At 44.6% G+C, this 16,779-nt stretch carries 15 protein-coding genes; 11 read left to right on the top strand and 4 right to left on the bottom strand.

Features of this window, described 5'->3' with window-relative positions:
- Positions 1-75 precede the first annotated feature (75 nt).
- On the top strand, positions 76-1,533 hold the full coding sequence (locus HRU69_09195) for a potassium/proton antiporter (protein QOI97655.1): 1,458 nt from the start codon (positions 76-78) through the stop codon (positions 1,531-1,533).
- Position 1,534: 1 nt separating this feature from the next.
- Here HRU69_09195 and HRU69_09190 read toward each other — a convergent pair whose 3' ends face one another.
- A complete protein-coding gene (locus tag HRU69_09190) occupies positions 1,535-2,728 on the bottom strand; it encodes a molybdopterin molybdotransferase MoeA (protein QOI97654.1) in 1,194 nt (397 codons plus the stop codon).
- 32 nt (positions 2,729-2,760) lie between these two features.
- On the opposite strand from HRU69_09190, the gene moaC reads away from it, so the two are divergent.
- From moaC to HRU69_09175, 3 genes are read left to right on the top strand one after another with little or no spacing between them, the layout of a single operon-like run.
- On the top strand, positions 2,761-3,243 hold the full coding sequence (moaC, locus tag HRU69_09185) for a cyclic pyranopterin monophosphate synthase MoaC (GenBank protein ID QOI97653.1): 483 nt from the start codon (positions 2,761-2,763) through the stop codon (positions 3,241-3,243).
- Complete coding sequence (locus HRU69_09180; protein ID QOI97652.1) at positions 3,240-4,037, top strand: ion transporter; 798 nt, start codon at positions 3,240-3,242, stop codon at positions 4,035-4,037. Before moaC ends, HRU69_09180 begins: the two co-directional genes overlap by 4 nt.
- Positions 4,030-4,623 carry an NTP transferase domain-containing protein gene (locus HRU69_09175; GenBank protein QOI97651.1) on the top strand — a complete coding sequence of 198 codons (594 nt, stop codon included), beginning with the start codon at positions 4,030-4,032 and terminating at the stop codon, positions 4,621-4,623. Before HRU69_09180 ends, HRU69_09175 begins: the two co-directional genes overlap by 8 nt.
- Positions 4,624-4,984: 361 nt before the next feature.
- Here the strand turns inward: HRU69_09175 and HRU69_09170 are convergent, their stop codons facing one another.
- Positions 4,985-5,416, bottom strand: a complete 432-nt coding sequence (locus tag HRU69_09170) for a molybdenum cofactor biosynthesis protein MoaE (GenBank protein ID QOI97650.1) — start codon at positions 5,414-5,416, stop codon at positions 4,985-4,987.
- 100 nt (positions 5,417-5,516) lie between these two features.
- On the bottom strand, positions 5,517-5,759 hold the full coding sequence (locus HRU69_09165) for a MoaD/ThiS family protein (GenBank protein QOI97649.1): 243 nt from the start codon (positions 5,757-5,759) through the stop codon (positions 5,517-5,519).
- 71 nt (positions 5,760-5,830) lie between these two features.
- On the opposite strand from HRU69_09165, the gene moaA reads away from it, so the two are divergent.
- From moaA to HRU69_09145, 4 genes are all read left to right on the top strand, one after another.
- On the top strand, positions 5,831-6,832 hold the full coding sequence (gene moaA, locus HRU69_09160; GenBank protein QOI97648.1) for a GTP 3',8-cyclase MoaA: 1,002 nt from the start codon (positions 5,831-5,833) through the stop codon (positions 6,830-6,832).
- Between the two features lie 5 nt (positions 6,833-6,837).
- Positions 6,838-7,356: a molybdopterin-binding protein gene (locus HRU69_09155; GenBank protein QOI97647.1), complete on the top strand. Its 519-nt coding sequence runs from the start codon at positions 6,838-6,840 to the stop codon at positions 7,354-7,356.
- A 60-nt stretch (positions 7,357-7,416) separates the two neighbouring features.
- Complete coding sequence (locus tag HRU69_09150; GenBank protein QOI97646.1) at positions 7,417-9,855, top strand: YfhO family protein; 2,439 nt, start codon at positions 7,417-7,419, stop codon at positions 9,853-9,855.
- Between the two features lie 108 nt (positions 9,856-9,963).
- Positions 9,964-10,797 (top strand): universal stress protein, encoded by an 834-nt coding sequence (locus HRU69_09145; GenBank protein QOI97645.1) that lies wholly within the window; start codon positions 9,964-9,966, stop codon positions 10,795-10,797.
- Between the two features lie 29 nt (positions 10,798-10,826).
- Here HRU69_09145 and HRU69_09140 read toward each other — a convergent pair whose 3' ends face one another.
- Complete coding sequence (locus tag HRU69_09140) at positions 10,827-11,837, bottom strand: oxidoreductase (GenBank protein QOI97644.1); 1,011 nt, start codon at positions 11,835-11,837, stop codon at positions 10,827-10,829.
- A 391-nt stretch (positions 11,838-12,228) separates the two neighbouring features.
- On the opposite strand from HRU69_09140, the gene HRU69_09135 reads away from it, so the two are divergent.
- Genes HRU69_09135 through HRU69_09125 form a run of 3 tightly spaced genes read left to right on the top strand, consistent with a single transcriptional unit; the run spans position 12,229 to position 16,762 of the window.
- On the top strand, positions 12,229-15,018 hold the full coding sequence (locus tag HRU69_09135) for a DEAD/DEAH box helicase family protein (protein ID QOI97643.1): 2,790 nt from the start codon (positions 12,229-12,231) through the stop codon (positions 15,016-15,018).
- Positions 15,015-15,383 carry a type II toxin-antitoxin system VapC family toxin gene (locus HRU69_09130; protein ID QOI97642.1) on the top strand — a complete coding sequence of 123 codons (369 nt, stop codon included), beginning with the start codon at positions 15,015-15,017 and terminating at the stop codon, positions 15,381-15,383. The genes HRU69_09135 and HRU69_09130 overlap by 4 nt, the downstream gene beginning before the upstream one ends.
- Positions 15,383-16,762 carry a site-specific DNA-methyltransferase gene (locus HRU69_09125; protein QOI97641.1) on the top strand — a complete coding sequence of 460 codons (1,380 nt, stop codon included), beginning with the start codon at positions 15,383-15,385 and terminating at the stop codon, positions 16,760-16,762. Before HRU69_09130 ends, HRU69_09125 begins: the two co-directional genes overlap by 1 nt.
- Positions 16,763-16,779 lie beyond the last annotated feature (17 nt).

Below are 16,779 nucleotides of genomic sequence, written 5' to 3'. Positions count from 1 at the left end.
ATAAGAATGCAAAATTAACCCAAAACGAATTACAGCGGCAATGTTTCCATATAAAATGCGTATACTAGTTGATTAATGACACTCACCTCGGAAAATATTTTGCTACTGGGATCAATCCTGCTCTTTCTGAGCATAATTGCCAGTAAAACTTCGTACCGGGTTGGTGTTCCCGCACTGATCATGTTCCTTTTATTGGGTATGCTGGCCGGTTCAGATGGCCCTGGCGGAATTTATTTTAATGATCCCAAACTCACTCAGTTTATTGGAGTCATTGCACTAAATTTCATTCTCTTTTCGGGTGCCATTGACACCAAGTATGAAAGTGTACAACCCGTGCTTAAGCAGGGCATACTTCTTTCTACCATTGGCGTGTTGCTTACTGCCACTGTTGTTGGGTTGTGCGCTTATTGGCTGGCCGATATTCCGTTGCTTGAGAGTTTCCTGTTAGGATCGATAGTTTCTTCAACCGATGCCGCGGCCGTATTCTCCATTTTGCGAGGGCGAAGTGTTGGCTTAAAGCGAAACCTACGCCCCATGCTTGAACTGGAAAGCGGTAGCAACGATCCGATGGCCTACGTGCTTACCATTAGTTTACTGTCGTTCTACGGCAACACTGAACAAACCGTACTGGACTTGCTGTTGCTGTTTCTTCAACAAATGCTAATTGGTGCCGGTTTAGGCTTCCTGCTTGGAAAAGGTATAGTACTGATTGTAAATAAGATCAGCCTTGATGTTGATGGGCTTTATCCGGTGTTGGTTACTGCCTTGGTACTTTTCACGTTTTCAATTACCGACTTTGTTGGTGGAAACGGCTTTCTGGCAATTTACATCAGCGGCCTGCTGGTTGGTAACGCCCAACTCATCCATAAAAAAACATTAATTCAGTTTTACGATGGAATAGCATGGCTTATGCAAATCATTATGTTTCTTACGCTGGGGCTTCTTGTATTTCCGAGTCAGATACTCCCTATTTTAGGTATCGGCATTTTAATAGCAGCCGTCTTAATGTTTGTTGCCCGGCCCATCGGAGTATTTATCAGCCTTGCCGCATTTAGAATTCCTTTTCGTGATAAATTATTTATTTCGTGGGTTGGTTTACGGGGAGCCGTACCTATTGTATTTGCTACGTACCCTTTACTTGCCGGGGTTGAGAGTGCCGGTACCATTTTTCATATTGTTTTTTTTATCACGGTAACATCGGTACTGCTTCAAGGAACAACATTAACGCTTGTTGCTAAATGGCTTCATTTGACTGTTCCGGAAAAAGTCCGGAAAAAATCGTTGTTGGAAATGGAATTGATTGATGACTTTAAGTCGGAGTTGTTTGAGGTGGACATACAGGCTGAAAATAAATCAGCCGGAAAATCTATTGTACAACTGAACTTTCCCAAGGGAGCCACTATTGTTATGATAAACCGCAACGGGAAATTTATAAGGCCGGGCGGTTCAACCGTTTTAAACGCAAACGATAAGTTGCTGGTAATGGCTAATGACAAAGAAACCATTAACAAAGTCTTTGACAGCCTAAGGTAGCTTATGCTCTGAAACCAATATACGGAAAGTATTCACCCGTTTTAAATTCAGATTTACCGGCCGGCAACTCCATAAATCCGTCAACGTCTTTCAGGTTTACAAAGTCTCCGGAGCCTCCACCGGGCACAGGCCGGGCCATCCGCTTTCCTTCTTTAAAAAAAGTACTAACCTGAAGAAAGTAGGTTAGCGGGGGTGTAAACATAACGTCTTCGGCAAGTATGGCCTGCTCGGGTTTTAACACAACACCCATCTGCTGCATCATCCACGGAAGGATATACCGGTAAAAGCATACGTAAGTTGAAACCGGGTTACCCGGCAAGGCAAACACCACTTTGCCATCGCTGCGATTGCCAAACCAAAACGGCTTACCCGGGCGCTGACTAACCTGATGAATTTTTTTTTCAACACCAAGTGCTGCAAGTGCCTGCGGTATAAAATCAAATTTACCCTTTGACACACCTCCCGATAAAATCAGTATATCAAATCGCTTTAACAGGTCAGCTAAGATAATTTCAATTTCACTCCGGCTGTCGTTCAGGTGAAAAAGTTCACCACGCCAACCGGCCTCTTTCATGGCGGCATGCAAAGCATACACATTGGAACGCCTCTGTTGATGCCGGGCAGGCGCAACATTCAATTCAACCAGCTCATCGCCCGATGAAATGATGGCAGTTCGCGGAAACGCCTTGACCTGCACGGTTGGTTTACCCACCGCGGCCAGCAGCGCCACGTCAGCCGGTGAAATACGCTGGCCAGGCCTGAGCAGCACTTCGCCCGCTTTCGCATCCTGCGCCTGCGGATGAATGTTCATTCCTTTCTTTACTTCTGAAATTTTCACCAGGGCATGGTTGCCTTTCAACTCAATATCTTCATACCGGATAACCACATCGGTGCCCTCCGGCAATATGGCGCCCGTCATCACCTCAACGCACTTTTGCAAATCCTGAAGTTTATTACCCGGCTGACCGGCAGCCTGAACGGATTCAATTTCATATTCCCGCTGGCCCGCCTCAAATGATTTTGAACTGACCGCAATACCATCCATTGCTACCCGATTGAACGGGGGGAAGTCGCGGTCGGCAACAACGGTTTCGGCCAGTACACGCCCAACCGAATCGGTAAGGGATAGTGTTTCAATACCAACGGGACAACGCACGGATTGAATTATCTGAAAGGCTTCGTGTACGCTTACCATGAATAAATTGCTACCTTTGAGTTAACGGGTGCATGAAAGTTAAACAATTAACCCACACCGATAAGTCGGGCAATCCGCAAATGGTGGATGTCTCCGGCAAACCCGTCACCAAACGTACCGCGCGCGCACAGGCCATTGTTGAAGTGGGTGCTGCTATTTTAAAACTGATTAAACAGCAGGAACTGGTAACCAAAAAAGGCCCGGTCTTCCAAACCGCCATCCTGGCCGGCACCATGGGCGCCAAAAAAACGGCCGACCTGATACCCCTGGCCCACCCCATTGGCCTGGAAGATTGCGTAATCCGGATAACCACCACCCGCAATGCCATAGTAATCGACAGCACTGTTTCTGTTTCGGGTAAAACCGGGGTTGAAATGGAGGCCTTATCAGCAGTTACTGTGGCTGCCTTAACGGTTTATGATATGTGTAAGGCCTTGTCGCACGACATTATGATTAAAGAAATAAAACTGATGGAAAAAACTGGTGGTAAAAAAGATTTTACACGCAACCCATGAAAACCTTTCGCAAACGACTGTACCTGACCCTTGACCCGAACGAAAAGGGTGGCCTGCCCGAACGGATTTTTGAATACCTGCTTATCCTCATCATTTTGCTGAACATCGTGGCAGTCGTTGCCGCATCGGTGCCTTCACTTGAAAAACAATACAGCGAGCTATTTACCGATTTTGAAATTTTCTCCGTTGCATTTTTCACGTTAGAATACATTGCCCGGCTATATGCCATTGTAGAAAACCCAAAATTCTCACACCCCCTTTACGGAAGGCTTCGTTATGCGCGAACAACGATGGCCATTGTTGATCTGCTGGCCTTTTTACCATTTTACCTGACCTTCCTTCCACTGGACCTGCGCTTTCTAAGGATCTTCCGCCTTATGGCGCTATTCCGCATGTTTAAGATTACCCGTTACATGCAGGCCATGAATATCTTTAAACGGGTTATTGCCGAACGGAAAGAACAGTTGGTGTTAAGTTTCATCTTTATCATTTTTATCTTAGTTATCATTTCCTTTTTTATGCACCTGGCCGAACGGGAAGCCCAGCCCGATAAGTTCGGCTCCATACCCGAAGCCATGTGGTGGGGCATGGCCACGCTTACCACAGTTGGCTATGGCGATGTGGTACCCATTACCCCACTGGGCAAAGTGCTGGGCGGGCTCTTCGCCATAGCGGGAGTGGCCTTTCTTGCTTTGCCGGCCGGTATCCTGTCGTCAGGATTTTTTGAACTTCTCCATACCCCGCGGTCAAAAAAACACACTTGCCCGCATTGCGGAAAAGAATTTCATGATTAGCGCCCGGTTAAACGGATTGATACTGGCAGGCGGACAGAGTTCGCGCATGGGATTTGACAAAAGCGAAGTTTACTATTACGATAAACCACAACGCCAATACCTGGCTGAACTCTTACTACCTTTTTGCCGGCAAGTCTTTCTTTCAGCCCATAAGCCACCTGCAGGTACAACGCTGTCGGCACTACCCGATCGGTTCAGCTTCGAGGGTCCGCTGAACGGCATCCTAACTGCATTTTATCACCAACCCGAAGCAGCCTGGTTAACCGTGCCGGTGGATATGCCTTATATTGACAAGCCCCTGCTTGATTTACTGGTTGCCGGGAGGAGCGCTGAAAAAATCGTTACCTGTTTTCTTGATTCAACCGGTCTCCAACCTGAACCCCTGCTTGCCATCTGGGAGCCCGGTGCATTGACACCATTAAAAGAATTTTGTAACACCGGTGGAAACAGCCCCAGGGAATTCATCCGTAACAATCAGGCAACGCTGCTTACCGTACCGCATCCTAAGTACCTGATTAATATCAATACGCCTGAAGAGCTGGAAGAATTCAGAAAAACCTTACAACAAAAGAATACCAACGGGTAACAGCCTGATTAGCTCAAAAGTTGTGCTTATACTAACTCGCTTCTTAACCAAATCGGTGTAAATAACTAATTGCTAAGATCATATGCCTTCTTAAGCGAAGTGGTAAAATATTTTTTTTTCTATCTGCTTAACAATCAACCAAAAATGTGGTTTGCTGATTAAGGTAAAATTTGAATTTCTTACACAATCAAAAAAAACGCCAAGGTAATCGGTACCTTAGCGTTGTCTAAAAAAATAGTTGGTTTATGAAAACACTCTCAAAGCCCTACATCAACCCCATCAGCCGCGACCTGGTAGTGTTGGCCATCGGTAGTTTTGTATTGGCTGTTACCCTTGTAACAGCCGCCATCATACTGGTTAATCAGTTGTAGGATCGCTCCATGTTGGGCTGGGCGGAGATCCATTCTTCGCCATCCTCGAAGATTTCCTTCTTCCAGATGGGCACCTTAACTTTTAAAGTGTCTATAATAAACTGGCATGCCTCGAATGAATCCTTTCGGTGTGGGGCCGACACGGCAATAGCTACTGACACTTCGCCCGGCTTAAGCGTACCAACACGGTGGCTAACGGCCGCACCCAGTAAAGGCCAGCGGTGCGAAGCTTCATCCATTATTTTGCGGATTTCGGCTACAGCCATGGACTCGTAGCACTCATACTCCAACCACACCACATTTTTACCGTGGGCGGTGTTTCGAACAGTTCCGATGAAGACATTCACGGCCCCGGCTCCCAGGCTCGAGGTGGCATCAATTACCTTCTGAATGTCAATGGGCTTTTCGGTGATTTTAATCATTATCTACAGGTTGGTGAATAATTGTCATGTGCGGAACGGGAAGGCTGCTTGAAAGTAAATAATCACAACCGGATTTCAATGCCTGCTACCAACCTTTTTTCTACCCTCCGCTTACCGGGGGTATCAGGGCAATTTCGTCTCCAGCGGCCAACAGGCGGGCATCCTCTGCATATTCGCTGTTAACTGCAATGAATAACGACCGCAAACCATGTAACCGCGGAAATTGATTAAAAAGCATTGCTTTTAGCTCTCCTACAGTGCACCCTTCATTTACTTCCACCATCATTTCTCGCTGCCCCAGTATATCGCGCGTAACTCCAAAAGCCTTTACCGTACATTTCATAACCGATTAATTACCGTGAAAACACGTAAATTTAGGGATTCAGTTTGATAAGGGCGTCTGAACGATTCGGGGTGAAATCTCCACAATTATACGATAACCACAACCGGCCACTGACTTACCTGCGGCTTTCAGTAACCGACCGGTGCAACCTGCGGTGCTTTTACTGCATGCCCGAAGAGGGCATAAACTATTTACCCAAAAAAGACTTACTGAGCTTTGAAGAAATTGAACGACTGGTAACCCTGCTGGCCGGTATGGGCATCAGCAAAGTGCGTTTAACCGGGGGCGAACCCTTTGTTCGTACCGATTTGATGAACCTCATCCGAAAAATCAGAGAAGTACCCGGCATCACCAACCTGCACCTCACCACCAACGGGGTACTTACTGCGCCATACATAAAGGAGTTAAAAGAACTGGAGATTGCTTCGGTAAACCTCAGCCTCGATACACTGGACAAGGCTCGATTCAAAAAAATAACCTTCCGTGATGAGTTTGATGCGGTTATGAAAACATTGCACCTGCTCCTCGACTGCCAGATACCCGTTAAGGTGAATGCCGTAGTCATGGAAGGAAAAAACATTGATGACATCTACCCGCTGGTTGAGCTAACAAAACAGCACAACATGTCTGTCCGGTTTATTGAAGAGATGCCCTTTAATGGCGAAGGCGCTCATTACCCGGTACTGCGTTGGACGCACAAAGAAATTTTTAACTACATAAAAGATGGATATCCGGCTATATACAAACTAACGGATCCCGAAAATTCAACCAGTTCAAACTATAAAGTACCCGGTTACCTGGGCGATATCGGCATCATCGCGGCCTTTAGCCGGACCTTTTGTGGTACCTGTAACCGCATTCGCGTTACAGCGCAGGGCATTCTGAAAACCTGTTTGTACGATGATGGTGTACTTAACATTCGAGACCTGATGCGCAAGGGCCATACCAATGAAGAAATTAAAACACTATTATTAAACGCATTTGCCCACCGGCCAAAAGACGGGTTTGAGGCTGAACTGAAACGGGCAGGCAATACGCCTGTGCACGAATCCATGGCAACAATAGGAGGATAATTGATATGAACAGACTGGTTACTGTATTGATTTTACTGACATTATTTGGAACCGCCCTTGCCCAGCAATCGCTAAAACCTACTACCGAATTTGTGGTTACCGGCCGGATGAAAAATCCGGAGCTTGTAATTAAAAACCAGCAGTTGGCTCCGTATACTTCATATGAAATAACTAACCTTACCATCACCAACCACCTGGGTGAAAAACGAAGTACCATTAAAACAGCGCGTGGTGTTCGGATTAAAGATGTTCTGGAAAAAGTGCAACCGGATGCCGGGAATCCAAAGGAGTACAGTGAATATTATTTTGTATTCACCGCCAACGATAACTATAAAGTTGTTTTCTCGTGGAATGAATTATTCAACAGCCCGCTTGGCGACCAGGCTTATTTTATTGTTGAAAAAGATGGTAAACCGGTTACTCAACTTGATGAGGGTATCTCCATCCTGGTGCCTGCCGATGTACGCACCGGCAGGCGCTACCTGAAAAATCTTGCCCGGGTGTATGTTGGGCGGGCCGAGTGAGCCGGCAAGCGCTAATCATCATCATTATTATTTCCTATTTTGCGCTCATTCGCTGCACGCATGAAAAACATTACCTTCTCGCAACACATCGCACCGCACCTGCTGGCTGTGATCGTCTTTTTACTTGTTACTGTTTTCTTCTTCAGCCCGGTATTTTTCGAAAACAAAACCCTCAACCAGCACGATATTGTGCAATCCATAGGCGCGGCAAAAGCCTTGCGCGATTTCCGAAACCAAACCGGTGAAGAAGGACTGTGGGTGCCCAATATGTTCAGCGGTATGCCCGCCTACCTGGTTAATGTGGAGTGGGGTAACCAGGCCATACGCTATATGAAATCAATTGCCGGCATCGGCTTGCCTCACCCGGTAAATAACATCTTCCTTGCATTCCTCTCCTATTATATCATGTTACTGTGCTTCCGGATTAGGCCTTACCTGGCCATTGCCGGTGCCCTGGCTTTTGGCCTGTCCAGTTACATGATCATCGGGCTTGCGGCCGGGCATAATGCACGCATCGGGGCCATTGCCTTTATGCCGTTGGTGGTTGGGGGTATTCACCTGGCGTTTAGCAACCGTAAAATGCTGGGCTTTGGCTTAACCACAGCGGGTTTGGCGCTTCACCTGCGCGAAAATCACCTGCAGATTACCTACTACCTGCTGCTGATTGTTTTAGGATATGGATTGGTTCGATTGATAACGGCCATCCGCGAAAAGCAGCTTCCCGATTTTGCTAAAACCATTTTGCTTTTAATTCCGGCAGCCTTGCTGGCTGCCGGCAGTTTTTTCGGACCGCTGTGGAGCATCAGCGAATACAGTCCGTATTCCATCCGCGGAAAATCGGAACTGGTGACATCGGCAACCGAAAAACCGGCTGACGGCTTGCGGAAAGAATATGCCTTTGAATACAGTAATGGAATACTTGAACCATTGGTGTTGGTTATTCCCGGCTTTTATGGCGGCAGCTCATCCAACTACCTGGTGCAAAATCCGGAGAGCAATGTTTATAAAGCGTTGGTTGAGTCAGGCGACCAGCGTATAGCCAATCAACTGGCACCATTTACCCGTGCCTACTGGGGGCCTCAGTCGAACACCGCACCGTATTATGGCGGGACCATCATCTTTTTTCTGTTCGTCATCGGCATTGTGTTTGCCGAAAAAAAGTTTGTATGGTGGCTTTTACCGTTAAGCCTGCTGGCAGTGGTGCTCAGTTGGGGAAATAATTTTGCCGCATTCAACTACCTGGTGTTTGATTATTTTCCCGGGTACAACAAATTCCGCTCGGTAACTTTTGCATTGCTGATCATTCTGTTCGCCATGCCCCTGCTCGGCATGCTGGGGCTGGAGAAATTATTTGAACTGGGCATAACGAAAGAAACCAAAAAGAAATTAGTGATTGCCCTGGCAGCAAGCGGAGGATTGTGCCTGCTGGTGCTGCTCGCCTCGGGCATGTTCAGTTACCTGAACGAAAGCGAATCGGGCCTGCCGGCCTGGTTTACCGAAGCCTTGCGAAGCGACAGGCGCAGCCTATTGCGCAGCGATGCCTTCCGGTCGCTGTCCTTTATTGTTGCAGCCTTTGTGATGATTTATTTTGACCTGCGCAAAAAAACACCGGCCGGCTTTTATGCGTTGCTGATTTTTTTTATTACAGTTGACCTGGCCGTGGTTGACCGCAGGTACTTTACCAAAGACAATTACCTGAGCAAACGCAGAAACGTAATTGAAATGAGCGCGGCCGATCAGCAGGTGTTGAACGACAAAGACTATTACCGGGTGCTTAATCTGAATAATCCCATGGCCGATGCGCTTACCTCCTACTACCACAATTCCATAGGAGGATACCATGGCGCCAAACTGAAACGCTATCAGGACCTGTACGATTCCTGCATCTACCCTGAAATAAACCGCCTCATTGAGTCGGCACAGGAAGGCGACCCTGACTTTAACAATCTGCCGGTCATCAATATGCTTAATACCCGCTATGTTTTCTATGGGCAGAACCGGGCCAACGTTATCCCGAACCGCCAGGCCAACGGCAGCGCCTGGTTTGTACGCGAAGTGCAGGTTGTAAATTCGGCTAACGAGGAACTGAAAACTACCGGTGAAATCGATACAAAAAGTCAGGTTGTGATTGATGGTTCCAGGTTCAAAGTTCAGGATTCAAGGTTTGTGGTTGATAGTACTGCAACCATCCGGCTGGTAACCCGCAAACCCAACTACCTGAAGTACGAAACCCGTAATCCGGCCAACGGTCTCGCTGTATTTTCTGAAATCCATTACCTGCCAGGATGGACTGCCACCGTTGACGGAAAAGAAACACCCATCATGCGAGCCAACTATGTGCTGCGCGCATTGGAGGTTCCTGCCGGCAACCACACCATCGAGTTCCGATTCAGTCCGAAATCCTACGCCATAGGCAACCCGGTTACGCAGGCCTCATCGTGGCTGGTAGTGCTTGTATTGCTAAGCACATTGGGCTTAAGCATTAAAAACAGGTTATAAGTTGATTATCAGTTGCCCGTTTGACAAAAGTCACTTTTGATTTTGATCCCAATCATCTATTTTACTAACTCATTTAGCGACTTTAGCATACCTTAAACACCACCTGATATGATGACGCTGCTGGTCCCTACCGATTTTTCAAAAGCATCGAAAAAGGCTGTTACCTACGCCATCGAACTGGCCAGAAAAATCAAAGCCCGAATTATTTTGCTGAATGTGGTGCAAACCAACACCTCAGGCGAAACCCTGCTGAAATGGAAACGGCTGGAGGAGGAAATGGTTAAAATTGCCAAAGAAGACGGAGAAGCCTTGCTGAAAGAAGTAAAGAAAAAAGCAGGCGAAAAAACCGAGATAACCTTTGAATACCGCCTGGGTTACGACTTTGCCAAAGTGGTTAACCGCTTTGTGGAAGAAAACGATGTGGACCTGGTAATAATGGGTACCCACGGGGCAACCGGCCTGAAAAAAGTATTGCTGGGCAGCAATGCCGCATCCATGATAAACACCAGCCTGGTGCCGGTAATTGCCGTTCCGGCCGATGCCGCATTTAAACCCATTAAAAAAATTGTGTATGCCACCGACATGGTTAACCTGGATGAAGAAATAAAAACCATAACCATGTTTGCCGCTTTGTTTAAAGCCACGGTAAATGTTGTTCATGTAACGCTAGCCACACCCGATAAAAAATTCGATCCGGATAAATTCACCAAAAACCTGATCAAGGTAAGCAAGTATAAGAAACTCACGTTCAACTTCGCTAAAAACGAAACCATTACTGCCGGAGTGGATGCTTTCGTAGCCAAACAAAAGCCGCAATTACTGGCCATGTTCACCCATAAGCTTAGCGCCTACGAAAAATTCTTTGGTAAGGGGGTAACCCGCAAACAGGCCTTTCATACCACCGTACCGCTGCTCTCGTTTAACAAAACGACCATAAAGTAGGTTACACAGGCAAGGGGCTGCATCAACCGCTACTTACCCTGAGGCTTCACAACTTGCAATTTACCGTTACCGGCCATCAGGGTTAATGAACCCTTGCGCGCCTTTCGAACTGTATGAAATCCCTGTTCATCCGAAAGCGGGCTCCACGTTATCCCGTTATCAACTGAAACCTCGGCACCGGTTGGACCTGCGGCAACCCACATTGTGCCCTGCAGGTTCTCAACACATTCACGGTAGCCCCGGGTGGGTAGCACAGGTGCCTGCCAGGTTTTTCCGGCATCGGTGCTGTAAAAGATGTGCCTTTCAGTTTGGTTAGGTTGCTGGTAATTACCTCCTGCAACTATCCACGTGTTACCCCGGATACCCACCGAAAAAATGCCTGCGCTGTTTACGCCTTGAATAACGGGCACTTCAACGGTATGCCAGGTATCTCCTTTATCAGCCGAGTGCCACAACCGCGAAACAGCCCCACCGGTAGCAATAACAATTGCTAATTTATTGAAACAGCGGATGCCTGTACCACTGGCTGCAAACGAAGCTTCACCTTGTGCTAACAGAGGCTGCTTAACCGGCTTCCACGACTTGCCCCCATCGGTGGTGCGCAGCAGCACCATGCGGCCATCAATCGGGTCGCCATAAGTTATTCCCTCCTGCTTGTTCCAAAAGTCCATGCCATCGATAAACGCATCAGCATGGGTATTGGTGTAAACTGACTTCCAGGTTTTACCGCCATCGGCAGTACGTAAAATACGGGCGGGTGTGCCGGCATTGGCAATGATGGCTTGCTTTCGGTTAAACGCATATAGCGAGCGGAAATCAAGGCCTTCGAATCCCTTTGCCCGGTTAAACTGCCAGGTAGTGCCGCCATCGGTGGTACGGCCAACATACCCGTTGCTGCCGGCCACCCAGGCCACCTTGCTGTTAACAACCGAAAGCGCCCGGAAAGATGAGGGTACATCAACCTGCAATGGCACCGTTATTACAGGCTGAGCTAAAGTTTGACAGGCAAAAATGGAAAGGAAGTAAACAAAAAAGGGCATGGTGAGAGTTACTTTAATCAGTACTTGATTGTTAAATTTAAGAGAGAAATATGTACAATGCATATAGCGCGTTGTTGTGTGCAAGCGTAAAAGACAACGACCCGACAGAAAATAACGGACAGGAAAAACAGAAAAAGTAAACCATTTTGACAGGTGACCAAAGACATAGAAACGATACAACAAACGGACAACGAGTAAGCCGACACTCATTGCCGACCCTTCTGTGTTTTAATTTTTCCCAACGCACAAAAATTTTGAAATTCTATGCCGACCCGCAAACGGCACATTTGCAAGCCGCACAAGCCAACGCACAACCCAAGCTTGCAAAAGAGCCGTTTTTTGCCATCGCACAGACAGAAATATTAACTTTGAACGATACATTAAAAAATAAATGAAGTTTTCAGACCCGTTTAAAATACTGTCTCCCAACGAAAGGTGGGCACCGACACAAAGCCAAATGGACGCTTTTCAAAATGCCTATGAAAAGCTGTTACCGCCATTGGTTTATAAAATCAGACTTGCAGTTGCAAAATGGCGTGACGAAAATTATGCAGGAGCATCCGAAACGACAAAATCACTTTTGAATTATTGGTTTAATCAAGAGCATTTAATCGGGCAGACAAAATTTAGTTTTTTCTTTTCACAACGTGAAGCCATTGAGTCAATCGTTTATCTGTATGAAATAGCCAATGCAAAAGACAAATACGAATTGATGAAGTTTGATTCATCAGGTCGTATCAGCACAGGTATGTTTGACGAAAACTGGACTCGATATGTGGTGAAAATGGCGACAGGTGCAGGTAAGACGAAAGTAATGGGCTTGACTTTGGTTTGGTCTTATTTTCATAAACTCTATGAAGCCGACAGCACAATGTCAAAAGACTTTTTGGTGATTGCTCCGAACATAATCGTTTTAAATCGTTTGAGAAAAGATTTTGATGGTCTTAAAATGTTTTTTGACGAGCCTTTTATTCCTGACAATGGCTTTGACGACAAGGACTGGAAAAACGATTTTCAATTAACGCTGCATATTCAGGATGACTTAAAACCGATAACGGAATCGGGAAATATTTTCCTGACCAACATTCATCGGGTATTTTTCAATGAAGAACCTGAGCAGAGTTTTGAAACAACTTTCTTAGGAGTAAAACCAAAACCTGACGCAGACACTTCAAAAGGCTTAGACCTTGGAAAAATTCTAAGAAGCGACAAGATTAAAAACCTTGTTGTGTTGAATGACGAAGCACATCACATTCACGATAGTTCATTGGCTTGGTTCAAAAGTATTGAAGACATAAACAATAAAATCAAACTGAAAACTGGAAACGGAATCAGTTTACAAGCAGATTACACAGCAACACCAAGACATAATAACGGAGCAATTTTCGTTCAGACTATTTGTGATTATCCGTTAGTAGAAGCCATAAAGCACAATGTTGTAAAATCTCCTGTTTTGCCTGATGAAGCATCAAGACAAAAAATTCAGGAAAAAGACAGCAACGATTTTGTTGAACGATACCGTGACTACATTCATTTGGGTTATTTAGAATGGGAACAGCAGTATGAAGAACTGAAAAATCATAAAACTCCTATTCTGTTCATAATGACTATGAACACAAAAGAAGCCGACCAAGCCGCAGCTTTTTTGGAAGCCAACTATCCGAAAATGAAAAATTCGGTGCTGACCATTCACACCAATACATCAGGTGAAATCAAAGAAACGGCATCAAGTAAAAAAGACAAGGAAGAATTAGAGAAGCTACGCAAAGCAGCAGACGATATAGATAAAGACCATTCGCCTTACAAAGCCGTTGTTTCGGTGTTGATGCTTCGTGAAGGTTGGGACGTAAGAAATGTTGCAACCATAGTGGGGCTTCGCCCCTATGGTGCGGATTCTAAAATCCTTCCCGAACAAACCATCGGTCGTGGTTTGAGAAAAATGTTTTCGCTTGACACTCCCGAAAAATTGGTAATTGTTGGAACTCCTAAGTTTTTGGAGTTTGTGGAAGAACTGAAAACGGAAGGAGTTGAATTCCAATACAGCCCAATGGGTAAAGGCACGAAGGGAAAATCGCCTGTTATTGTGGAAGTGGACAAAGAAAATCCCGACAAGGATTTGGACAAACTGGATATTCCGATTCCACAAATGAGTCCGAGAATTTATCGTGAGTTCAAAAATTTAGAACTCATTGATGTAAGTAAATTCAAAAACGAAAAAGTAGCTCTTAAAAAATTCAGTTCAGACGAATTGAAAGAAATTGTTTTCAATGACATTGAAGGCAATCTTTCACACAAAACAGCTTTCAAAGACACAGTTCCTGATTACCGAAATGTAATTGGCTTTTTCACTTCTTCCATATTAAAAGATAGCCGATTGGTAAGCGGCTTTAATATCCTTTATCCGAAAGTTGAAAGCTTTATCAAGTATCAGCTTTTTACCAATGAAGTTGAATTAAGCGACCCGCAAACGCTAAGAAATCTTTCGGAAGTAAAACCTAAAGAAGTTTTGCGAACTACATTCAAAAAGGCGATTGATGAACTAACCGTAACCGACAAAGGAACAGCAGAAGTAAAAAACTACATTTCACTAAAACTGACCAAACCAAAGGTTGCAGAAAACCAACCTTTCCTTGTTCCCAAAAAATCGGTTTTCAACAAAATAATTGGAGACAATCCGTTTGAACTGGAAGTGGCATCATTTCTTGAAAGTCGTTTTTCAGATGTAATTGCCTATGCAAAAAACACAATGGGCGAAGGTGGTATCAATTTCAAAATTGAATATCAGGCACAAGACGGAAACATTCGGGAGTATTTTCCTGACTTCTTTGTAAAAACAGGCACGAACACTTTTTACATTCTTGAAACCAAAGGCAGGGAAGATTTAGACGACTTGCTAAAAATTAAACGCTTGGCAACTTGGTGCAAAGACATCAACAATGCTCAAAGCGAATACACATACAATCCTGTGTATGTAAAACAGGAAAAATGGGATGACATAAAAAACAACCTGAAATCATTCCAAGACCTGATTTCTATATTTTTTATTAAGGACTTCGGCAAAAAACTTTCTAAGGAAGAAGCCATCCAACTCATTAAAAAGGGTGCAGACGTATCAAACTTTGGCGACCCTGTGGAATGGCAAAAGAAAGACAGAACGGAGCGTAAAATCAATGGGCTATGAGATTAGTAGATAGCAACATATTGATTTACGCTGCAAAACCTGAATTTCCGCAATTAAAGGAATTGTTGGAACAGGAAGATTTGGCTGTTTCAGAATTAACCAAACTTGAAGTATTGGGCTATCACGGTTTAACCGAAGAAGCAGAAGAGTATTTCAATGCCGTATTTTCATTAGTTACCATTTTGCCAATTACAAGTGAAGTGATTGATAGAGCTACTGAACTAAGGCAGCAAAGAAATATGAAATCAGCTGATGCGATAATTGCTGCAACAGCATTATTGCATTGCACAGAAGTAATTACAAGGAACACAGGCGACTTTAACCACATTCCTGATTTAATAGTAAACAATCCAATTGACAATTGATGAACTTGAACGATACTGATAAAAACCGAATCATTGAACTGATAAAGGCAGGTGAAAAACTGCCAAAGGAATTCATTTACAAGCTTTTTGCTGACGAAGAAGATGTATTCCTGTTTTGGAACGGAAGAAAAGAAGATGTTACCAATGTAGCCCTGCCCTTTCATAGCATTGAGCATATAGACGAGCCACGCAAGGAAGAAAAGAAGCAAGGCGATATGTTTGAAATGTTTGACACCCGTGGGCGACAACTCAAAGGATGGACAAACAAATTGATTTGGGGCGATAATAAATTGATTCTTTCTTCATTGGCAAATGGACCTATTCGTGATGAAATAGAAAAAGAAGGCGGTTTAAAACTCATTTACATTGACCCACCATTTGCCGTAGGTGCGGACTTTGGTTTTGAAATTGAAATTGGCGGAGAAAAAGCCGAAAAGAAACAAAGCATTATTGAAGAGATTGCATACCGTGATACTTGGGGAAAGGGTATTTCTTCTTATCTCTCAATGATGTATGAGAGATTAAAGTTGATGCATAACCTATTGGCAGAAGATGGGTGTATGTTTTTGCATTGTGATTACAGAGTAACATCCTATTTGAGATTATTACTCGATGATGTTTTTGGCGTTGCGAATCATAGAAATAATATTGTTTGGTATTACAGGCGATGGACAGCGGGAAGTAATAGCTTTCAAAAAATGCACGATGACATTCTGTTCTATTCTAAATCAGATTCCTTTGACCTTAACCCAGTTTTTATTGAAGCAACTGATGGGCAAAAGAAAAAGCACGAGAAGGGATGGGATAGAAATACGGCAAAAATAGAAGGCAGGAGACAGCCACAATTACTTGTTTACAATCAAGAAAAAGTTGATGCAGCAGTAAAGAGCGGTCAAATAAATCTAAAGGATTATGCAAGAATTGTAAAAGTAAACACAGGAGAAACCATTGCACCCGATGTTTGGGAAATTAACTTTATAAACTCTCAATCAGATGAGAGACTTGGCTATCCAACCCAAAAACCTGAAGCCCTATTAGAACGCATCATCAAAGCCAGCAGTAATGAAGGCGATTTGATAGCCGACTTTTTCTGTGGCAGTGGAACAACGGCAGCAGTAGCTGAAAAATTGGGAAGAAAATGGATTACAACTGATTTAGGACGTTTTTCTATTCACACTGCACGTAAGCGTTTAATTGGAGTGCAGAGAGAACTACAAAATAACGGAAAAGATTTTAGAGCCTTTGAGATTCTCAACTTAGGCAAGTATGAAAGGCAGTTCTTTATGGACGACCTTACAAACGGCAAACGCAAAGCCAAAGAAGATTTGTATTTGGATTTAATTCGACACTGCCTAATTAAGTGTGTAAGTGCTGGGTAACGACTAAGCAACTGCGT

The sequence above is a fragment of the Flammeovirgaceae bacterium genome (genome assembly GCA_015180985.1).
Taxonomy (GTDB): domain Bacteria; phylum Bacteroidota; class Bacteroidia; order Cytophagales; family Cyclobacteriaceae; genus UBA2336.
The sequence above is the reverse complement of the archived record's forward strand: the minus strand, read 5'-3'. Positions and strand labels throughout refer to the sequence as shown.

Bases quoted from the DNA above. Each gene is read 5' to 3' on its own strand.
- HRU69_09195 (QOI97655.1), top strand. From the start codon at position 76: ATGACACTCACCTCGGAAAATATTTTGCTACTGGGATCAATCCTGCTC.
- HRU69_09190 (QOI97654.1), bottom strand. From the start codon at position 2,728: ATGGTAAGCGTACACGAAGCCTTTCAGATAATTCAATCCGTGCGTTGT.
- moaC (QOI97653.1), top strand. From the start codon at position 2,761: ATGAAAGTTAAACAATTAACCCACACCGATAAGTCGGGCAATCCGCAA.
- HRU69_09180 (QOI97652.1), top strand. From the start codon at position 3,240: ATGAAAACCTTTCGCAAACGACTGTACCTGACCCTTGACCCGAACGAA.
- HRU69_09175 (QOI97651.1), top strand. From the start codon at position 4,030: ATGATTAGCGCCCGGTTAAACGGATTGATACTGGCAGGCGGACAGAGT.
- HRU69_09170 (QOI97650.1), bottom strand. From the start codon at position 5,416: ATGATTAAAATCACCGAAAAGCCCATTGACATTCAGAAGGTAATTGAT.
- HRU69_09165 (QOI97649.1), bottom strand. From the start codon at position 5,759: ATGAAATGTACGGTAAAGGCTTTTGGAGTTACGCGCGATATACTGGGG.
- HRU69_09155 (QOI97647.1), top strand. From the start codon at position 6,838: ATGAACAGACTGGTTACTGTATTGATTTTACTGACATTATTTGGAACC.
- HRU69_09150 (QOI97646.1), top strand. From the start codon at position 7,417: ATGAAAAACATTACCTTCTCGCAACACATCGCACCGCACCTGCTGGCT.
- HRU69_09145 (QOI97645.1), top strand. From the start codon at position 9,964: ATGATGACGCTGCTGGTCCCTACCGATTTTTCAAAAGCATCGAAAAAG.
- HRU69_09140 (QOI97644.1), bottom strand. From the start codon at position 11,837: ATGCCCTTTTTTGTTTACTTCCTTTCCATTTTTGCCTGTCAAACTTTA.
- HRU69_09135 (QOI97643.1), top strand. From the start codon at position 12,229: ATGAAGTTTTCAGACCCGTTTAAAATACTGTCTCCCAACGAAAGGTGG.
- HRU69_09130 (QOI97642.1), top strand. From the start codon at position 15,015: ATGAGATTAGTAGATAGCAACATATTGATTTACGCTGCAAAACCTGAA.
- HRU69_09125 (QOI97641.1), top strand. From the start codon at position 15,383: ATGAACTTGAACGATACTGATAAAAACCGAATCATTGAACTGATAAAG.